The sequence below is a fragment of the Candidatus Rickettsia mendelii genome, from assembly GCF_057543435.1.
Genome location: NZ_BTGX01000015.1, coordinates 22,274 through 40,921, shown reverse-complemented (window position 1 = coordinate 40,921; position 18,648 = coordinate 22,274). Strand labels below are relative to the sequence as shown.

The window sequence follows — 18,648 nt, the reverse complement described above, 5'->3', positions numbered from 1 at the left end:
CTAATATTCAAAGTTATTGACTCGCTGTTATTACTTATATATCCTATATATCCTATTTCCACTCAAGAATGATGCTAAACTCCATCATTAAAATAGAGCTAATCTTATAAACTTTTAAAATATGTAGGTTATAGCAGCAACTTAGTAATCAAGAAGTGCTTTTTAGTTGATAATAAAATTGATTTCTATGTTACTAAAAACTAATGATATTATGAGTTACAACATGGAAAATACACAAGAAAAACAAATAACAATATCTGAATTTAAAATTGACGAATATGAAGAAGAAAAAAGGCTAAAAGCTGAAGATTCACGAAAGCAACTTAAAGCAATATTAATAGCATTTGGTATTACTTTGACCGGTTTTTTAACTTTTACTTATTTCTTTTTTAATTATATAGAAGAAAAAGCAGAAGAATATAAAAAACAACAACAAGAAGCTCAAAATGCTAATAAAACTGAATAAAAAACCTAAATTGAGCATCTTAATTAAAGTAGATGTTGTTTCTCGAAACATCAACGATGCTGTAGCAATCTAGAAAATAACAAATTATACATCAGTTTTAGTTCTTTTTTATAGATATTACTAAGCCGATACTGCATTTCTCCTAGAAGAGCATTATTGTGTTAATTTTAAAATAGTTTTAAATACTATGCCGTAGCTTGACCTAGTATTGTATGAGCTTATTACTTACATGTTTAAAAAGGCAATTGATGTTATGCCTACGCCGCGGTAAGTAGCAGAAATAACATACAAGATTAGTATAATAACATGCTTGACCATGGTATCTCAAAAATAACTTATAGTAATATATTCTATAATGTTTTAGTTTCAGGTTGTTTGAAATTAGCTTTATCAAAATAATAGATAAAATCTTTAATGATAGGTACTATAAACTGTTTAAATTTACTTCCACTAAATACACCGTAATGTCCTACTCCTTTTTGTAAATGATATCTCTTCATTGATTCAGGTATATTTGGACAAAGTGTTAAAGCAGCTTTTGTTTGTCCTACGGCTGCAATATCATCTAATTCTCCTTCAATACCAAGGAGAGCACAATTGGTAATATTTTTTAAATTAATAGGACGCTGTTCAGAAACTAATTTACCTTTTGCTAACGCAAATTGTTGGAATACTTCATCAATAGTTTGTAGATAGAACTCTGCCGGCATATCCATACCTGCTAAATACTCATCATAAAATTTAATAGTATGATCAGCCTTTTTATAATCACAATTTAACAAGCTTTGCCATAATTCTAAATGTGAATCTATATGACGAAATAGATTTAAACTTATAAAACTGGCAAGTTGAAGAAAACCAGGATATACCTTTCTACCATGACCAGGATAGTTAGGCGGTACTTGCATTGTAAACATTTTACAGAACCATTCTAAACTTTTACTTAAGGCGAATTCATTAACTAGAGTAGGATTTTTTCTAGCATCAATAGGACCACCTATCAAAACCATTGAACTTGGCACATTAGGATTATTGGTTTCTGACATTAAACTAATAGCAGCAAGTAATGGAACGGTAGGTTGACAAACTGCCATAGTATGAACATTTTGTCCTATAAAATTGATAAATTCTATTATATAATCAATATAATTATCCATATCAAAGGACCCTGCTTCAAGCGGTACATAGCTTGCTTCTATCCAGTCCGTAATATAAACATCCGTATATGGCAATAATTCTTGTACGGTTGACCTAAGTAATGTAGCGTGATGCCCTGCCATAGGTGCTACTATTAATAACTTAGGTAATTCTTCCTTAAAACTTGTTTTAACAAAATGTCGTAATTCACAAAAAGGCTTTTTTAATATAACTTCTTCATTGATATTATAGGTTTTATTATCAACAATTGTTTCAAGAATATTAAATTTCGGTTTTTCATATTTTCTAGTCATACGCTCACAAAGCGTTAAATAAGCATGCATAATCCTTGCAAAACCATTATCTTCTAATGGCTCACGTTCACATGCTTCTTTTAAAATCTTTATGCCTAAATGCATTGGAGCGACTTGCGCTCTAAGCCCCTCTAACATATAATATGTATAATTAGTATTTAAATTACAATTAATCATAACTTATTCCTAAAATTTTAAATAATGAATCATGTACTTAATGTTTAACATTAAAAAAATTTCTATTCTATCTATTTTTAGAATTGATAACTTAAGTTTTTATAACCACGTGACAATAATAATATACTAAGAGCTGTTAAAAAAATTATTTTTTGTAGAACAATTATATAATGGGCTGTTAATCAAAGATATCCATAAAACTAAAAACATAAAATATTTTTTACTTTCTGCTTTTTAGGTAATTTAAAAAATTTTATTAATATAAAATTAAGTATAAGCAAAAACATCACTATTTTTTAGAACTCTAAAACAAACTTCATATAACTTTTAAAATTCTGTATTTTCTTTTGCTAGTCTATTAGAAATTCTATTCTACTTGCGGTCTCACTCCTATAGAAAAATAGAATGTTTTATATTTGCTAAAATAAAACCTATACAATGCCTTGCACATAGCATTTCAAGTTCATGTCTAGTATCATGTTCTCTACTTTCAGTTAAATCAGCAGCGACTAAATGACTATAATGTGCCTCTGGTGTTATAAAGCTTAGAAAAAATATTCTCGTAAATTGATACAATTAATACTTATTTTTACTTCAAAAGATTAAAGTTTAGCTTGCTTACACAATATATAGTAGCACATTCTTTTATTACCTATCCCCTCCATACTACCCAATTAGGATGTAACCACCTATTACTGTTTGTTCTTCCCTTGTTTTAAATTATGATTAATAGATATGTTATGAATTTCCAATTCATTTTCAAGGAATTCTAAAAAAATAAGAATATTCTCATTCAGTTATTTTTTTATGTTTATCTCATTTAATTTTACTATTCTAGAATGCTCTATTAATTTTTAATTATCTAGTTGACAATTAGTCTTTTGAGTATAGTAAAATCTTTTAGATTCTTGTTTTGACCCAGCAAAAAGCGTATTATTAATACACCTGTAAATATCTATATCTTCTTATCTTTATATTCTTCTTGAGTTTTTGCTTCTATCCACCTCTTATTTCTACTTGCATTTGTTTTTCTCCTAGACCATACTCAAGATAATTTGCTATAAGCTGTTTAGTTACTTTGAAAGGCGTGATTTTTTATTCTTCATATTATTTTAAAAACCTGATAATTGCACTTTTACTATCAAATTTCATATTGTGTTACTAATAATAATTGAAATCTTTTACACAATTTACACCTTATTTTAAAAATTTCAATCATGAATTATTAGCTGAGATAATTATATACTTATGTTATATATTTTTTGAATTTAGAAAACAGAACTTCAAAATTCTGAGTAGTAACATTTGCCACTTTTTTTAAAGTAATATTTTTTAATTCAGCAATTTTCTTGGCAACATATATAATAAAAGCTGGTTCGTTTTGCTTACCACGCATAGGAGCGGGAGTTAAATAAGGCGAGTCAGTTTCAATTAATAGCCTATCAAGCGGTACATATTTGACTATTTCTTGTAAATCTAGCACTTTTTTAAAAGTTAAAATACCAGAGATTGAAATATATAAACCAATATCTATCATTCTCTCTGCTAACTTTTTTGAAGATGTAAAGCAATGTATTAATCCAGAAAACTGTGCGTTTCTTATTTCTGAGGCTAAAATATCTATTGTATCTTCATCTGCATTTCTTGTATGAACTATAAGAGGTAGTTTTGTAAAAGCAGCTGTATGTATATGCTCTACAAATAAATCTTTCTGTAACTTTTTATCATATGGCTGATGATAGTAATCAAGACCTGTCTCTCCGATTCCTATAACTTTCGGATGAGCAGTAAGAGCTATAATTTCTGAAGCAATAATTAGTTTTTTGTCCATATTTATTTCGCATGGATGTACACCAACCGAAGCAAAAACATTTTCATATTTTTCAGCTATTTCTAAAATAGTTGGTAAATCGTCAAGCTTAGTACAGATAGTTTGCATATATTGCACATTATTCGCCATAGCTCTTTCAATTATGAAATCTAAATTCATAAATTCTGCAAGCAGATTAAGATGACAATGTGAATCTATTAAAATATTATTCATTTTCATATTTTGGAAATATTATAGCAGGCTTTAAAATATTAGATCCTGTAGTTAAAGCATAATTACGCGATAGATACTTAAATAATCTTTCTGCTTTACTTACTCCAAGCTGATCAAGCATTTTATTTGCTGACGTCGGCATAAAAGGCTGCAGCATTATAGCAATGTAGCGTAAAACCTCTAATAAAGCATATAGTACCTCTAGCATTTTAACAGGATCTGTTTTCTTCAAGTTCCAAGGAGCTTCACTATCAATATAAATATTTGCCTCTTCAGTTAAATTAATAATGTTCTCAAGAATTTTATTAATCTCAATTTTTTCTATTAACAAGTTATTCTGCTCAGCAAATTTAACTGCCATTTTCAGAATCGGTGACTCATATATTTTATCTATAATATTTTGCTCAATTAATGGTACTTCACCATTATTATTTTTATAAACAAAAGTAGTAGTACGTTGCAGTAGATTACCTATTTTATTCGATAGCTCACTATTAATACGGGCAATTAGATTACTAAATGCAAAATTACCATCTGCACCGAATGTTACTTCACGCATTAAAAAATATCTAACTTGATCAACCCCGAATTCATCTATCAATTTAATTGGATCAATAGTATTACCAAGTGATTTAGAAATTTTCTGTCCTTCATTAGTCCACCAACCATGAGCCATAATGGTTTTAGGTAATGGAATTTCTGCAGCCATTAAAAAAGCAGGCCAATAAACAGCATGGAAACGTAATATATCTTTACCTACTACATGCAAATCTGCTGGCCAAAACTTACTGTATTTATCAGTTTTATCAGGATAATTTAAAGCAGAAATATAATTAGTAAGTGCATCAAGCCAAACATAAATTATATGTTTTTCATCATTTGGGACTTTTATTCCCCAATTAAAAGTAGTACGCGATACGGATAAATCTTTTAAGCCTGATTTAACAAAGCTAATTACCTCATTACGCCTAGATACAGGTCTGATAAAATCAGGATTTATTTCATAAAACTCAAGTAATTTATCCTGCCATTTTGAAAGATTAAAAAAATAGCTAGGCTCTTTAACCCATTCAACTGGTGCACCAGTAGGTGCTAAATGATCACTTGTTAACTCTGATTCATCATAGAAAGCTTCATCTCGCACTGCATACCAACCTTCATAGACCCCTTTGTAAATAGACCCACTATCTAATAACTTCTTCCAAAAAATAGCAACTGCTTTTTTATGCTTATTTTGCGTTGTTCTAATAAAATCATCATTAGAAATATTCATAACAGCAATAAGATGACGGAAACTTTCTGATGTTTGATCAGTAAATTTTTGTGGATCAATATTTTTGCTAATAGCCGCTTTTTCTACTTTCTGTCCATGTTCATCAGTGCCTGTCAGAAACATCACTTCCTTACCACTAAGACGCATAAAACGAGCAATGACATCACTTGCAACACTGGTATAAGCATGACCAATATGAGGAGTATCGTTAACGTAATATATAGGAGTCGTAATGTAGTAAGTATTCTTCATGTTAATGTTAAATGTTTTTTTATTATTTCATGCACCCTAGTAGAATCAAGGTTTGATGCCTTAATTGTTACTATTCTCTCAGAAAATCTATTACTTAATTCCTTAAAACAATCATAAATTTTTTTATAAAAATCCAACCCTTTTACATCAAATTTATTATTCATATTTCGTAGATTTACCCTTTTAATTGCAATTTCTGGCTCTACATCAATAAAAAATGTAATATTAGGCATAAGAGATGGCATTAAAGTTTTGTGCAGATTATAAACTAAATCTATGCCGTTTTCTAGCTCCAATCCTTGGTAGCATGTAGTTGAATCAAGAAATCTATCGCATATTACAATATATCCTTCTTGAATAGCAGGAATAATCTTCTTAACCATATGATCATAACGTGCTGCCATAGCTTGTAATAACTCAGACATTGGCAGTAATTCCTTACACATTAGAATTTCACGCATATGTTCAGCTATTGCAGTACCACCGACTTCTCGAGTTAACATAACAGGAATATTTTTAGATTTCAAATACTCATACAACATTTGACATTGAGTCGATTTACCAACCCCTTCTCCGCCTTCAAAAGTAATAAATTTAATAGATTTTGAATTATTCATTTAATTAATAGTCACTGTTAAAACCTCATAAATTCTGTATAATCTCTATGTCATCATGTCATTCCTGCGAACGCTGGAATCCAGAATAAATAAACTTAATGTAGTTCAAATAATTACAAGTTTTGATGGAATTAAATTATTTTTTATATTTTCTACTAGATTTTCACGGGAATGACATACTAACACTCTACTTCCATAGTAATAATACACTTAAGGAAATATCAAATTATTTGTACAATAATACCTTTAAAAAAAATATTTACAAGGAGGATTACATACTTATAATCCATTATAAAATTTCCAACGATTGGCATATGAGCAACTTATTAAATAAAAGGGATATTTCTATTCTGATCGGTAATGCGATGGATCATTTTGATACTGCGCTTTATGGGTTTCTTGCACCGCTACTTGCCAGTATTTTCTTTCCAAACCATGATACAATAGTTAGCCTAATACTTACCTATAGTATTCTTGCAACCTCTTTATTTACTCGTCTCATAGGTTCTTATTTTTTTGGAGTGATTGCTAAAAAATATGGTAGGGTTTTTGCTTTGTCACATTCTTTAATCTATGTTGCTTTAAGTACTGCTCTCATCGGAGCAATACCTTCATATGCACAAATAGGATGGCTTGCGCCGCTATTATTATTGGTCATAAGAACATTGCAAGGTATATATTCTGAAGGCGAGTGCTCTATTGCTAAATTATATATTTTAGAAAATAAAGAGGAGCAAAAGGCACTTAAAGCTTCTTACCTTTATCAGACTTCTACTATGCTTGGTATTATTCTTGCTTCATTTATTAGCACTGTAGTTTTAAATGCAGATTATAATCAATATTGGCGTTTATGTTTTATATTTGGCGGATTTACTATGCTTGTTGGTTATTTTTTAAGAAAAAGTGATTCTATTATTAGTATAGAGCTATCTCAATCAAATAAATCAATATTTAGACCGTTAGTACATGATTTAAATACAATTTGGAATAATAAACTAAATATCTCACGAGTTAGTTTTGCAGTTGGCTTCTCTTATATGACTTATATTATACCTTTTGTATTTATGAATAGCTTTATTCCGCTTATCACTGATATATCCTTAGAAACAATGATGGAGTTTAATACTGAGTTTTTAATTTTTGATACAATCATGATTCTAATAATTGGGCATCTAACAAGAAAACTACATTATCTTAAAATATTAAGCATTACTCTTATTCTAATAAGTTTAACTATACTTCCCTTATGGATATTCTTAAATAATTCATCTATATGGTATGTTAATTTCATACGTATTTGGATTATAGTGCTAGGGGTTACTTTTTTAGTACCTTTAAATTGCTGGCTGAATGATTTATTTAAAACTGCTGATAAATATATATTGGTAGGTATTGGCAGTAGTATAGGCTCTTCACTAATTGGACATTCTACTCCTTCCATTTGCTTAACACTTTGGCATATAACTGGTAGTTCCTTATCAATTGCAATATATATAACTGCAATATCAATGCTAACACTTTGGGCTGTTAAAATGAAAAATTAACTATGTGTTTTAGCTAAGAACTAATCAGGTGCCATTCCTAAAATTTTTGTTAATGCTGTATAACAACCTTAATTTAAAGTATCACTAAAATAATGTTCTTGTAAAGAATGGTTACACATAAATAATATATGTTCTTGAAATATATCTTTTATCTTTAATTATAAAATTTATATTTTTTTACTAATTCATAAAAAATTCAGCTACTAATATCTTTCATTTTAATACCTATACTTTTATCTTCTAGGAAACTATATAAATATGGATTTATGATAAGGAAGAAAGGAATAAGAGATTTACAAGGATAGAGTGTTGGGTTACATAGTATTTTAATTTTAAAATATGTACTCAGCAATGAAGAAATATATATCAAGTATACTTGATACTTTTTGCAAAGTATATAAAAAATAAGAGTAACAAAATTAGTACTAACATATAGACAGCCTTAGAGAAAATTAACGCTTTATGAGTTACTGACTAAAGGTATATATCTAAAAACTTATTTAATAACTTAATATATTCTCATGTGTTACCTGATATCTACATAGGATACCGCAAAAGATGACAATCATTTGTTATATAAGTTTTATTATAAAATTGAATCTATATTTAATGTTCTAAAAAAGTCGATAAATCTTAGATACATTCAAAGCACAGATTATCTATAAACTTTTTAGTATATATCATACTTGTGTTAATACTTATAATATTAAAACTAATATTTTTAATCTCTCTATTCCTAACTTCTATCTATTTTTACCCTTAACTAACGTTAATATTCATCATCTAAGGTAAAATTTCTTATTGACTTTCACGTAGAAAAGTATAGCTTTTTTATAATTTAATTTTTTGCAAAGAGATTATGCTAGGTTATAAAAAAGAGCAAAGAAGTTTAACACGTAAGCAAAAGGAAGCAATTGGATTAGTATCTATAGGTACATTTCTTGAATATTTTGATCTTATGCTATATGTGCATATGGCAGTACTACTTAATGAGTTATTTTTCCCCAAAATTGCCCCTCAGACTGCTGCTATATATTCAGCTACTGCTTTTTGTTCAACATTTATTTTTAGACCAATAGGAGCTTTAATATTTGGTTGGCTTGGTGATAATATCGGTCGTAAGTCTACAGTTGTTATAACAACTTTTATGATGGCAGCTACATGTGTAGTTATGGCGATAATTCCAACTTACGCAGAAAAAGGCATAATTGCAACTTTATTAGTTACAATGTGTCGTATTATTCAAGGCATGGCTTCTATGGGAGAAGCCATAGGAGCAGAACTTTATTTAACTGAAACTATTTTGCCACCAGCTCAATACCCAGCAGTAACAATGGTTTCCGTTTTCGTAGCTTTTGGTATGATGGGAGCAGTAGGTTTTGCTACTTTTATAACTTCTCATGGAATTAATTGGCGTTATGCTTTTTGGATAGGAGCAATAATTGCCATAATTGGTATGGCTGCAAGAACTGCATTACAAGAAACAGCAGATTTTTCAAATGCTAAACGTCGAATAAAATTAGCCCTTGAAAAAGTAAATTATGATACTAAGATAGTAGAAAATAGCTTAGTATGGAATAAGAAGGTAAGTAAAAAAACTATTCTATCTTTGTTTTTAATACAATGTTCATGGCCTGCATGTTTTTATTTTGCATATTTTTATTGCGGTAGTATTCTCATAGATACTTTTGGTTATAGTTCAGAGCAAGTTATAAAACATAATTTTATTCTTTCAATAGTACAATTAATAAGCGTTTTATTACTAGCTTATTTAAGCTATTATATACATCCGTTAAAAATTGTTAGAACAAAATTAATAATATTTTCAATATTAACTTTAGTGTGTCCATATGTGTTAGATAATATTACTAGTGTTCATAATTTATTAATATTTCAAGCAATTTTTATTCTACTTATCTCTAGCAGTGTTCCAGCTGTACCAATATTTTTTAAGCATTTTCCAGTTTTTAAACGCTTTACTTATACTAGTGTCTCTCATGCTTTGTCACGAGCATTAATATATATTATTACTTCTTTTGGTTTTGTTTATGTAGTACAGTACTTAGGAAATTGGGGGATGCTTACTATTTTAATGCCTATAAATTTAGGATTTGCTTTTGGATTAAATCATTTTGAAAAGCTAGAAAAGAAAGCTCAAAATCATGCATAATTCTAAATTCTTGTAATCAAAGTGTTATTTATAACATTTATGCAAAGTTAAGTTAACTTATTATTTATTCCAAGATATGTAGTAAGTGTTCAAAACTTTTTAATATTTCTCTAATAGTCTTTTTAGCTTTTCTAAATAACTTATCATCTAAAGCTGTATGGTTTAAAGTATGTATATGATAAGTAAGTGAAGAAAGAAGAGGAAAAATCATGAGATTTATAAAGAAATGTATATCAAAATATATTTGATATACTTGATACTTTTTATAAAGTACATGAGAAATGAAAGTAACAAAATTAGTATCAACATATAGGAAGCCTTAGAGAAAAGGAAATTAAATGCTTTACGCGTTACTAACTATAGCATTATATTTTTATTTATCATCATACTAAAGAGCTTAAGATTACCATTTACATTTATCTATATAAATATAAAATTCTATGAATCTTAGAGCATTAAAAGTGCATCACCTATGAAATTTTTAGCCCATATCATTCTTGCATTAATGCTTATAATATTAAAACTAGTATTTTTACCTCGATTTTTCACTTCTATTTATTTTTATCATTTATTTGGAATTATAGATATACTACCTCAATATTTGACAGTAACTAAACTTTTTTTCTGAGTAATGCAATAAAAAAGCCACATGCAGTAAGAATAACTCCAAGCCAAATAAAGCTCATCATTGGTCTATAATATATTTTAGCATGAATTACATCATCGTCTATATTACTTAAAACTGCATAAAGATCGTATAATAAATAAGAATATATATTGCTTTCTTGTGATAAACTCTTCTCAACTATATATAGCCTATTCTCTGGTTTCAATATAGTTATATTATAGTTATTATCTTCAATCCAAAACTCAGTAATTTGTCTATAATAATTTTTACCTTGCGCAAACTTAACATTTTGCAATGTGACTTTAAATTTATCAAAAGTTTTACTTGTTCCAATTTTACCAGTAAAATCTAGTTCGCTTTGTAATAGCCCATTCATTGTAATACTAAATGCAATAAGTGCAAAACCAAAATGCCCAAGAATCATGCTGGCATTACTTACTTCAAGTCTATTTTTTAAAAAATCAGTTTCTACTAAAAAATAGTAAATATTATGTAGCATTAGAAATATAGAAGAGATTGTAGTCAAAATTGATATAATTCTAAATCTTACTTTAAACGATATTAAATAAGTTATTATTAAAGATAATATTAAAATGATAATATGTTTTTTTAAAGAGCTTTTAGTAGTAAAAATCCCTATAGCGAAAAGAATAGGGATAGCAAAAATAACGAAATTATTAATGAAAAATGTTTCATTAATAATAATTGGTTTATCGTTAAATAAAGAGTAGATTGGTGGATAAAGTGTAGCACATATTAATACGATAAGACTAAAAAGGAAAAGTATATTGCCAAGGAGTATACTATTTTTTTTTGTGCAGTAACAGCAGACATATGGAAAATAACTACAATAAAAGTTTTGTATATTATTTTTCTGGATGCCTGTTTTCATATGCATAATAGCAGCATGATAAGATTTGTTTTTTCTAACACTACTATATAACCCGATTGAACCAAGTGACATAATCAAAAATATAGCAAACAGATATATACCTCTCTCAGGTGAGAACGCAAAAGAATGGATAGAAGTAATACAACCTGAGCGCACTAAAAAAGTGCTAAATATTACTAATAAAAAAGTAATAATTGAGAAAATTATTGTCCAGTTTTGCATACGTTGCGTTTTTATAGTAACTATTATAAAATGATGTAGCATAATTCCTGATAGCCAAGGAAATAATGAAATATTCTCTACCGGATCAAAAAACCAAAATCCTCCCCACCCGAGTTCTCTATATGCCCACCAAGAACCAAGGCTAATTCCAATAGTAGTAAATAAAATACCGACACCAGCAAATATTCTGAGTAAATGTAAATTTTCTGATTTAAAATTCTCAGTGATTAAAATAATACAACTACAAGTAAAGGGTACTACATAACTAACATAGCCTAAGTAAAGTAGAGGGGGATGAATGCTAAGAGCAATATCTTGTAGCATTGGATTTAGTCCTAAACCTTCTTTAGGTCTGAGTAAAAAAATATTAAATGGATTAGACGTAAAATAAATAAAACTGCTAAAAAATAATTGTATTATTGATAGAATCATAATAGATAGAATTTTATCATTTTGATTTTTAAGTAGAAATGTATAACAACCACTAATGATCTGTAATAAAGAAAACCATAATAACATAGAACCTTCATGACTTGACCAGCTACCTGCTATTTTATATATTAATGGCTTTAAAGTACTAGAATTTAAGAAAACATTTTGTAATGAAAAATCAGAAATAATGAAAACATAAATTAGAATGAAAAAAGCAAATAATGTGCATAAAGTACTCAGATAAAATGTCAAAGTAATGAAGCAATGTTGATTAACATGTTTGCTGTAATTCCTGTAGAAGCGAGAACCCAGTAAATAAATAACAATAAGTGAAAAAAATTTTTTATGGATTCCCACTTTTGTATTAGCGAAATAAAAGATTACAGATAGAACAATAATTGATAAGCTACTTAAACACATTGTAGCTAGCAGTAAAAAATTGCCTATCTCACTCACTAATTGTTGCTTCCTCAATAGTAGGTAATACGGTAATTTTTACACTATCAATTTTATTAGCAATTTTCTTTAAAATAACTACCTTTAAGTTAAATATTTCAATTATCTCTCCTTGATTTGGAATTCTAGCAATTTTATGTATTATTAATCCTGCTATAGTATTCGCATCATCATCTGGTAGATTCCAATCAAGTTCTCGGTTAATATCTCTAATAGTCGTATTGCCTTTTATAACAAATTCGTAATCAGACTTTTTAATAATTTCGTTATTATGCCTATCATGCTCATCGGTAATAGGTCCTACTATTTCTTCTATTACATCTTCAAGAGTAACGATTCCTTGTATATCACCATACTCATCAACAACAGCTGCAAAATGATTATTACGCTCCCTAAATGCATGTAACTGATCTACTACAAGTGCATTTTCTGGAATAAACCAAGGTGGAGTGAGGAGTTCATTGATATTAATCTTTTTTGCATCATTGTTATTTTCATATAATGCTTTAAGTAAATCTTTTAAATTGAGAATACCAATTATATTGTCTCTGTTATCACGCCATAAAGGTATACGTGTATGAGAACCTGATAATAAAGTTTTAATTATTACTTCATAAGGCAAGTCAATATTAAGAGCTATAATATTACTCCTATGAGTCATAATTTCTGATACTGTCATATTTCGTATATCTAAAATTCCACCTAGCATATTACGATCAGATTTATAAACACCACCTTCCTGATGGTAATGCTCAATAACACCTCTCACCTCCTCAGTACCTGATATTTGAGGGTTTAAATTAATACGAAATATAAAGCAAAATATTTTTGTAATATAATCAAGAGCAGCATTTATAGGTTTAAAAAGCTTTAGAAATATTATGATAGTTGAAGCCATTTTTAATGCTAATTGTTCAGCTTTTGCAACAGCTATTGCTTTCGGCACTACTTCAGCAAAAACAATAATTATAAAAGCCATAACACCGGAGGCAATCAATGGTCCATTATCGCCAAGAAAGCTAATAAAGAGAGTAGTAGCAATAGTAGTGCAAACTGTATTGATTAGACTGTTACCGATTAGTAAAGTCCCTATAACTTTTTCTTTTTTCTTTAAAACTTCTAAAACTATTTTTGCATGCTTGTTACCAGCAATTTTAAGCTTATGAATCTTCCCAGGAGAAGAAGCAGTAATAGCAGTCTCAGTAGCAGCAAATAATGCAGATAAGGTGATCATTATTATGATAATGATTACAAGTATTGTAGTCATTCCTTGTTAGAGTATAAATTAACTATAAATAATTATATTAGTAATTATAAATTTTGCCTAATGTTTTTTTATTATTAGAGGCTTCTAGATGAATTATTTTTTCTTTGACTTATACAAGAGCCTAGAATTAGTTATTTGTGAGTTATTTTATTAGCATTGCTTTTCAAGCTTTTATACTTTTTGTTTTATTAAATCTTGTGTCAATGTTTCAGATTGAGCATTTCTTAAACTTAATCCATTTCCTTTAGATTGTTCTGTAGAGAGGATTGCCTGACCTTTAGACAATTTTATTAAATTATCGCATACAAAAACTCCACAATCATAAGCATTTTCTTGTTGTGGAGTGTTTAAATCTATTATTTTTGCACTAGGATAAATTTCAGTAATAAATTGCTTTATTTCCAAGCGTTCGCTTAATGACTTACCTATAGGATCATTATAAGTAAATATTATCTCATTTGTAGTATTTCTTTACTAAAATCATGCTCACCCAATGCTTATGTTCTGTATTAATAGGTATGAGTACAGTTTTATTATCTACAATTACATCATGATGTATTACTAAATTAAGCTTATCTTTTACGATTTTAGATTCTGTTAAAGCAATGTGATGAACTATAAAGACCTTATTTTTATCTAAATTTGCTTCTAATATGTTGATTATATCATCTCCAGTATACAAGTAACCTGGTTTTTGTATATTTTCTATATTGTTAGAACTAATTTTAGAATTCGTTTTTGTAATCAATGATAATTCTTTTTTAGGTATTTCTAGTTGTTGCCATATAGGTTTAGAATTTACCCATTGCCCTCGTTGCATTAGCTCTTTTGGAGTTTATGAATTTTCTTTTTTACCCAATATAGCTTCTTCAAAACAAGTGGGTATATTTCTTAGATAAGTAAGAACTATCCTAAAGAATCCTAGTGATTCCGATTGGCTTTCTTTTATAGTGTTATATTGTTTTATCTGTTTTATTTGTATATTATCCGGCATATTATTTTTTATCACTTTTTTTGTATCAAAATTAAAGTCAATAGGATTTATTTCCGCTTTACCTAACTCTTTTTTACATTTCTTGGATATCTGTAATACATATTTTTTCAAATTTTCTGCAGCATTACTTTGGTCTTTTAAAATTTCATTAATCTCAAGTTTCAGTCCATAAATTTGATCTTCAGAAGTAATACCGAATTTAGCTGTTATAAGATTCGTAGCTTCATCTACAGAAATAGGCCAGGTTTCTATGATCACTCTACCACCTTGATTTTTAGCAGTTTTTATTATTTTATCTAATTTGGTTTTATCAGGTATTGTACCAGAAAGCCATTGATCAATTTTGTGATTGTATATAAGATTATTAAAAACTGATAATAAATTTATATATGCATCTTTAATTGTAGTAGTTTTATCTTGGTTTACTATATTTTCACTTATAGCTAAATTTTGATCTTTTTCATTTGTAAAAAAAAATATGATCAGCTTTTTCAATAATCTGTTTCCAGTAGGCTGCTAGCTCAGGATTTTGTACTAATGAATTATATCGGTCAAAAAAAGTAATAGGTTCAGCCATCATTAACCTTCATTAAAAAAATATCAAATAATTATTATTTGAATTTTAAGACACTAAATCAAGCTATATTTAATAATCCATGCTTTAGTTGATATAATTTATCCATTTTATATGCTAACTCATGGTTATGTGTTACCATAATAACTGCTGTGTTTTGCTCTCTTGCTACTTTTAAAAATAAATTAAATACTTCATTTGTAGTTTTGGGATCCAAATTACCTGTAGGTTCATCTGCTAAAATAATTTTAGGTTTATTGACTAAACTGCGAGCTATTGCAACACGTTGTTGTTCTCCTCCTGATAATTCTCCTGGCATATTATATAGCTTTTTGTTGAGTCCTAAATTATCTAATATCTTGGTTGCGTCATCTATTGCTTCTTGTTGGTTAGTGCCACTAATAAGTCTTGGCATAATAACATTTTCAAGAGCAGTAAAATCCTTAAGTAAGTGATGCTGTTGATAGATAAAGCCTAAATAATGAAGACGAATAAGATGATTTTTCTTATGTTCACTACTTGGTATTATAACCTGACCATTAGTTGGCTTATCAAGCAAGCCAGCGATATGTAATAAAGTTGATTTGCCGCTACCTGAAGAGCCGATTATGGCAATTAATTCACCCTCATTAACTATTAAATTAAGATTATCTAATACGCTAATAATTGTCTTACCTTGGTTATATTGTTTTGAGATTTTTTTTAAAACTAGAACATTATTATTCATATCTTAAGGCGTCCACAGGATTTAATTTTGAGGCTTTATAAGAAGGATAAATTGTAGCAAAGAAGCACAATATTATAGATAAAGAAGTAATTAGAATAATATCCTTAATTCTTACTTCTGAAGGCAAGCTATAAAGAAAATAAATCGCTGCTTCAAAAATTTTAGTACCGGTTATACGCTCTAAATAGTTCTTGATAGTTTGAATATTATAGGAAAAAGTAATACCAAGAACCACTCCAAGCATTGTGCCAAGTAATCCAATAAACATTCCATTATAGATAAAAACAAGCATTATCTGCTTAGTACTGGCCCCCATTGTTTTAAGAATTGCTATATCTGATGTTTTGTCTTTAACTAACATAAATAAGCTTGAAATAATATTAAATGCAGCAACTATAATAATTAAAGAAAGAATGGTAAACATTGCAGTACGTTCAACAGCAAGTGCATTTAAAAAGTGTGAATTCATGGTTTGCCAACTAGTTACTCGCATTGTTGGTCCTAGTAATATTTGTAATTTATATGAATATGCAAGAGCTTTATCGGGATCAAAACTCTTAACTTCGATTAAATTAATATTATTGCCAAGAGATAAAAAATTTTGTGCAGCTTCTAATGGCATTAATATAGTTGCTGAATCGTAATCATACATACCGCTATTAAAAATTGCGATAACTTTAAATTCCTTTGATCTTGGCACACTGCCAAAAGTAGTAGAAATCAAATTTGGTGCAATTAATCTAATTTTATCTCCAATAGTTATGCCTAAATTCGCTGCTAACTCTCCTCCTAAAGCTATTACATGTTTGCCATGAAAATTATTAAAACTACCAAAATTTATATTTTTTAATATTTCATTTTTAAAGCTTAAATCTTTTAAGTCAATACCTTTAACAACTGCGCCACTATTGTTACTTTTACCAAGTGCGAGAGCTTGACCATAAGCAATAAATGTTATATATTCTATATAATCTTGTTTAAGAATCTTAGCTTTTATGTCTTCATAATTATCAATATTACCTTCTACTGAATTTATTACTATATCACCGTTTAAACCGATAATATTTTTAGTAAGCTCTATATGAAAACCGTTCATAACTGACATGACCACTATTAATGCTGCAACACCAATCATTACACCAAGTAAAGAAAAAGCAGAAATAATAGAAACAAATTTTTCATTTTTCTTAGCTCTAAAATATCTTAAAGCTATTTTAAAGATAAAACTTTGATTAGTCACTTTTTATTTTTACCTCACTGAAAATCTCAAAGATTTTAATTATATTTAGATAGCATTAATAAACTAAATAGCAAAATAACACATATAGTATACCAAGAGGTGCAAAATACTGTTCATAGATAGCCTTTTAATAATTATAGGCTAAATGCTATTAGAATCAATCTAGCTAAAATAGAAATAGCGGTCATACATGATTTACCACATTTTTAATAATAATAAGGCCATATGTGTTACTAGGCACTAAGTGATAATAATAGCGTAACTATTATTATGATTAAAGGATTATTAATAATAATATATAACTAATGTACTATTTCCTAGTAAGAATAGTAATTATAAATATAACTCTAAAATAGAAGCAATTTTTAATAGCGAATTTTTGAAAGCAATAGCTACTTGAAAAGCTCATGATAAAAAATAAAGATGTCATTAGTTACGGCTAAATCTTAGCATATATAAAATAGGAATGATTACAATATCCATAATATCCTTAAAGGAAGAGAAAATTATAGTAAGTATTATAATATTAATGACTTTATATGATTTGAAAATAGTTATATATTCCTTTAAAGAAATTTATATTTCCTTATTTATTTGTCTTCCAAAAAATATACTTTCATAATTATTTGCAAATATGCAAAATATACTACCAAGATTAAAAATCAATAAACCTACTATAATAATTAGCTTACATAAGTATCACCTAAATTACTAACTATAAGTAAAATAATATAAAGCAGTTAGTAGTAATTCTGTTATAAAAAGCGATAGATTAAATAATATCTTATATTTCAGAAAAACTTAGAACTAATAAATCTATTTCCTCTCTTGCTAAAATTTCTATGATAATTATAATTACAGTAAAGTGATAACTTACTAGCTTTTTTACAAAGAATATACACTATTTATTTCTAGTTATAGAAATCCTTTGTTGCATAGTTTGTTATACGTCATACTGCAATTTGATCACAGTATCTATGAAAATAAAATCACTTACGGAGAGAAATATAATAAAATAGTTGATGCGTAGTCAGATGTACTGTATATAGTAGCAAATGATATGATGAAAAGGTTGCTACACTGGTGGTTATGTGGTGCTCTGAATTCATTTGTGATATAAATTGAATACTGTATGCAAGGCAACCTTGCCCATATAATTTAGAAAACACATTTAATGTCATTCCTGTGAATGTTAGAACTCTTAAAGAATATAAAAAAAATA

General features: G+C 28.1%; 11 protein-coding genes and 2 pseudogenes. 3 read left to right on the top strand and 10 right to left on the bottom strand.

The annotated features are described in order from the left end of the window. Positions 1-223 precede the first annotated feature (223 nt). Entirely contained in the window at positions 224-466 is a 243-nt protein-coding gene (locus AC27F4_RS02880) for an RP671a family tick cell line-upregulated protein (RefSeq protein ID WP_487061916.1), read from the top strand. Between the two features lie 350 nt (positions 467-816). Here the strand turns inward: AC27F4_RS02880 and phaZ are convergent, their stop codons facing one another. From phaZ to tmk, 4 genes are all read right to left on the bottom strand, one after another. Beyond that, positions 817-2,094, bottom strand: a complete 1,278-nt coding sequence (gene phaZ / locus AC27F4_RS02875) for a polyhydroxyalkanoate depolymerase (RefSeq protein WP_487061914.1) — start codon at positions 2,092-2,094, stop codon at positions 817-819. Between the two features lie 1,246 nt (positions 2,095-3,340). Further along, positions 3,341-4,129, bottom strand: coding sequence for a TatD family hydrolase (locus AC27F4_RS02870; RefSeq protein ID WP_487061920.1), 789 nt, complete (start codon positions 4,127-4,129; stop codon positions 3,341-3,343). A gap of 1 nt (position 4,130) precedes the next feature. Beyond that, complete coding sequence (gene metG, locus AC27F4_RS02865) at positions 4,131-5,663, bottom strand: methionine--tRNA ligase (protein ID WP_487061912.1); 1,533 nt, start codon at positions 5,661-5,663, stop codon at positions 4,131-4,133. After that, positions 5,660-6,280, bottom strand: a complete 621-nt coding sequence (gene tmk / locus AC27F4_RS02860) for a dTMP kinase (protein ID WP_487061910.1) — start codon at positions 6,278-6,280, stop codon at positions 5,660-5,662. The genes metG and tmk overlap by 4 nt, the downstream gene beginning before the upstream one ends. A 314-nt stretch (positions 6,281-6,594) precedes the next feature. On the opposite strand from tmk, the gene AC27F4_RS02855 reads away from it, so the two are divergent. Both AC27F4_RS02855 and AC27F4_RS02850 read left to right on the top strand, forming a co-directional pair. Continuing rightward, positions 6,595-7,824: an MFS transporter gene (locus AC27F4_RS02855; RefSeq protein WP_487061908.1), complete on the top strand. Its 1,230-nt coding sequence runs from the start codon at positions 6,595-6,597 to the stop codon at positions 7,822-7,824. Between the two features lie 859 nt (positions 7,825-8,683). Beyond that, positions 8,684-9,994, top strand: coding sequence for an MFS transporter (locus tag AC27F4_RS02850; protein ID WP_487061906.1), 1,311 nt, complete (start codon positions 8,684-8,686; stop codon positions 9,992-9,994). Positions 9,995-10,605: 611 nt separating this feature from the next. On the opposite strand, the gene AC27F4_RS02845 is transcribed toward AC27F4_RS02850, so the two are convergent. From AC27F4_RS02845 to AC27F4_RS02820, 6 genes and pseudogenes are all read right to left on the bottom strand, one after another. Then, positions 10,606-12,588, bottom strand: a complete 1,983-nt coding sequence (locus AC27F4_RS02845) for a heme lyase CcmF/NrfE family subunit (RefSeq protein ID WP_487061918.1) — start codon at positions 12,586-12,588, stop codon at positions 10,606-10,608. 28 nt (positions 12,589-12,616) lie between these two features. Further along, positions 12,617-13,891, bottom strand: a complete 1,275-nt coding sequence (locus AC27F4_RS02840; protein WP_487061904.1) for an HlyC/CorC family transporter — start codon at positions 13,889-13,891, stop codon at positions 12,617-12,619. A gap of 171 nt (positions 13,892-14,062) precedes the next feature. Beyond that, positions 14,063-15,441, bottom strand: a pseudogene (locus AC27F4_RS02835) (Ulp1 family isopeptidase); the annotation flags it as partial. Between the two features lie 79 nt (positions 15,442-15,520). After that, the gene (locus AC27F4_RS02830; protein ID WP_487061902.1) at positions 15,521-16,186 is read right to left on the bottom strand and encodes an ABC transporter ATP-binding protein; all 666 of its coding nucleotides are present in this window, start codon (positions 16,184-16,186) and stop codon (positions 15,521-15,523) included. Beyond that, positions 16,179-17,426: a lipoprotein-releasing ABC transporter permease subunit gene (locus AC27F4_RS02825; RefSeq protein ID WP_487061900.1), complete on the bottom strand. Its 1,248-nt coding sequence runs from the start codon at positions 17,424-17,426 to the stop codon at positions 16,179-16,181. The genes AC27F4_RS02830 and AC27F4_RS02825 overlap by 8 nt, the downstream gene beginning before the upstream one ends. Positions 17,427-17,668: 242 nt before the next feature. Continuing rightward, positions 17,669-18,282 (bottom strand): annotated as a pseudogene (locus AC27F4_RS02820) (hypothetical protein); the annotation flags it as partial. Positions 18,283-18,648 lie beyond the last annotated feature (366 nt).

What these genes read in the sequence shown, in the direction of transcription:
- AC27F4_RS02880 (WP_487061916.1), top strand. Translation starts at nt 224, where the DNA reads ATGGAAAATACACAAGAAAAACAAATAACAATATCTGAATTTAAAATT.
- phaZ (WP_487061914.1), bottom strand. Translation starts at nt 2,094, where the DNA reads ATGATTAATTGTAATTTAAATACTAATTATACATATTATATGTTAGAG.
- metG (WP_487061912.1), bottom strand. Translation starts at nt 5,663, where the DNA reads ATGAAGAATACTTACTACATTACGACTCCTATATATTACGTTAACGAT.
- tmk (WP_487061910.1), bottom strand. Translation starts at nt 6,280, where the DNA reads ATGAATAATTCAAAATCTATTAAATTTATTACTTTTGAAGGCGGAGAA.
- AC27F4_RS02855 (WP_487061908.1), top strand. Translation starts at nt 6,595, where the DNA reads ATGAGCAACTTATTAAATAAAAGGGATATTTCTATTCTGATCGGTAAT.
- AC27F4_RS02850 (WP_487061906.1), top strand. Translation starts at nt 8,684, where the DNA reads ATGCTAGGTTATAAAAAAGAGCAAAGAAGTTTAACACGTAAGCAAAAG.
- AC27F4_RS02845 (WP_487061918.1), bottom strand. Translation starts at nt 12,588, where the DNA reads ATGTGTTTAAGTAGCTTATCAATTATTGTTCTATCTGTAATCTTTTAT.
- AC27F4_RS02840 (WP_487061904.1), bottom strand. Translation starts at nt 13,891, where the DNA reads ATGACTACAATACTTGTAATCATTATCATAATAATGATCACCTTATCT.
- AC27F4_RS02830 (WP_487061902.1), bottom strand. Translation starts at nt 16,186, where the DNA reads ATGAATAATAATGTTCTAGTTTTAAAAAAAATCTCAAAACAATATAAC.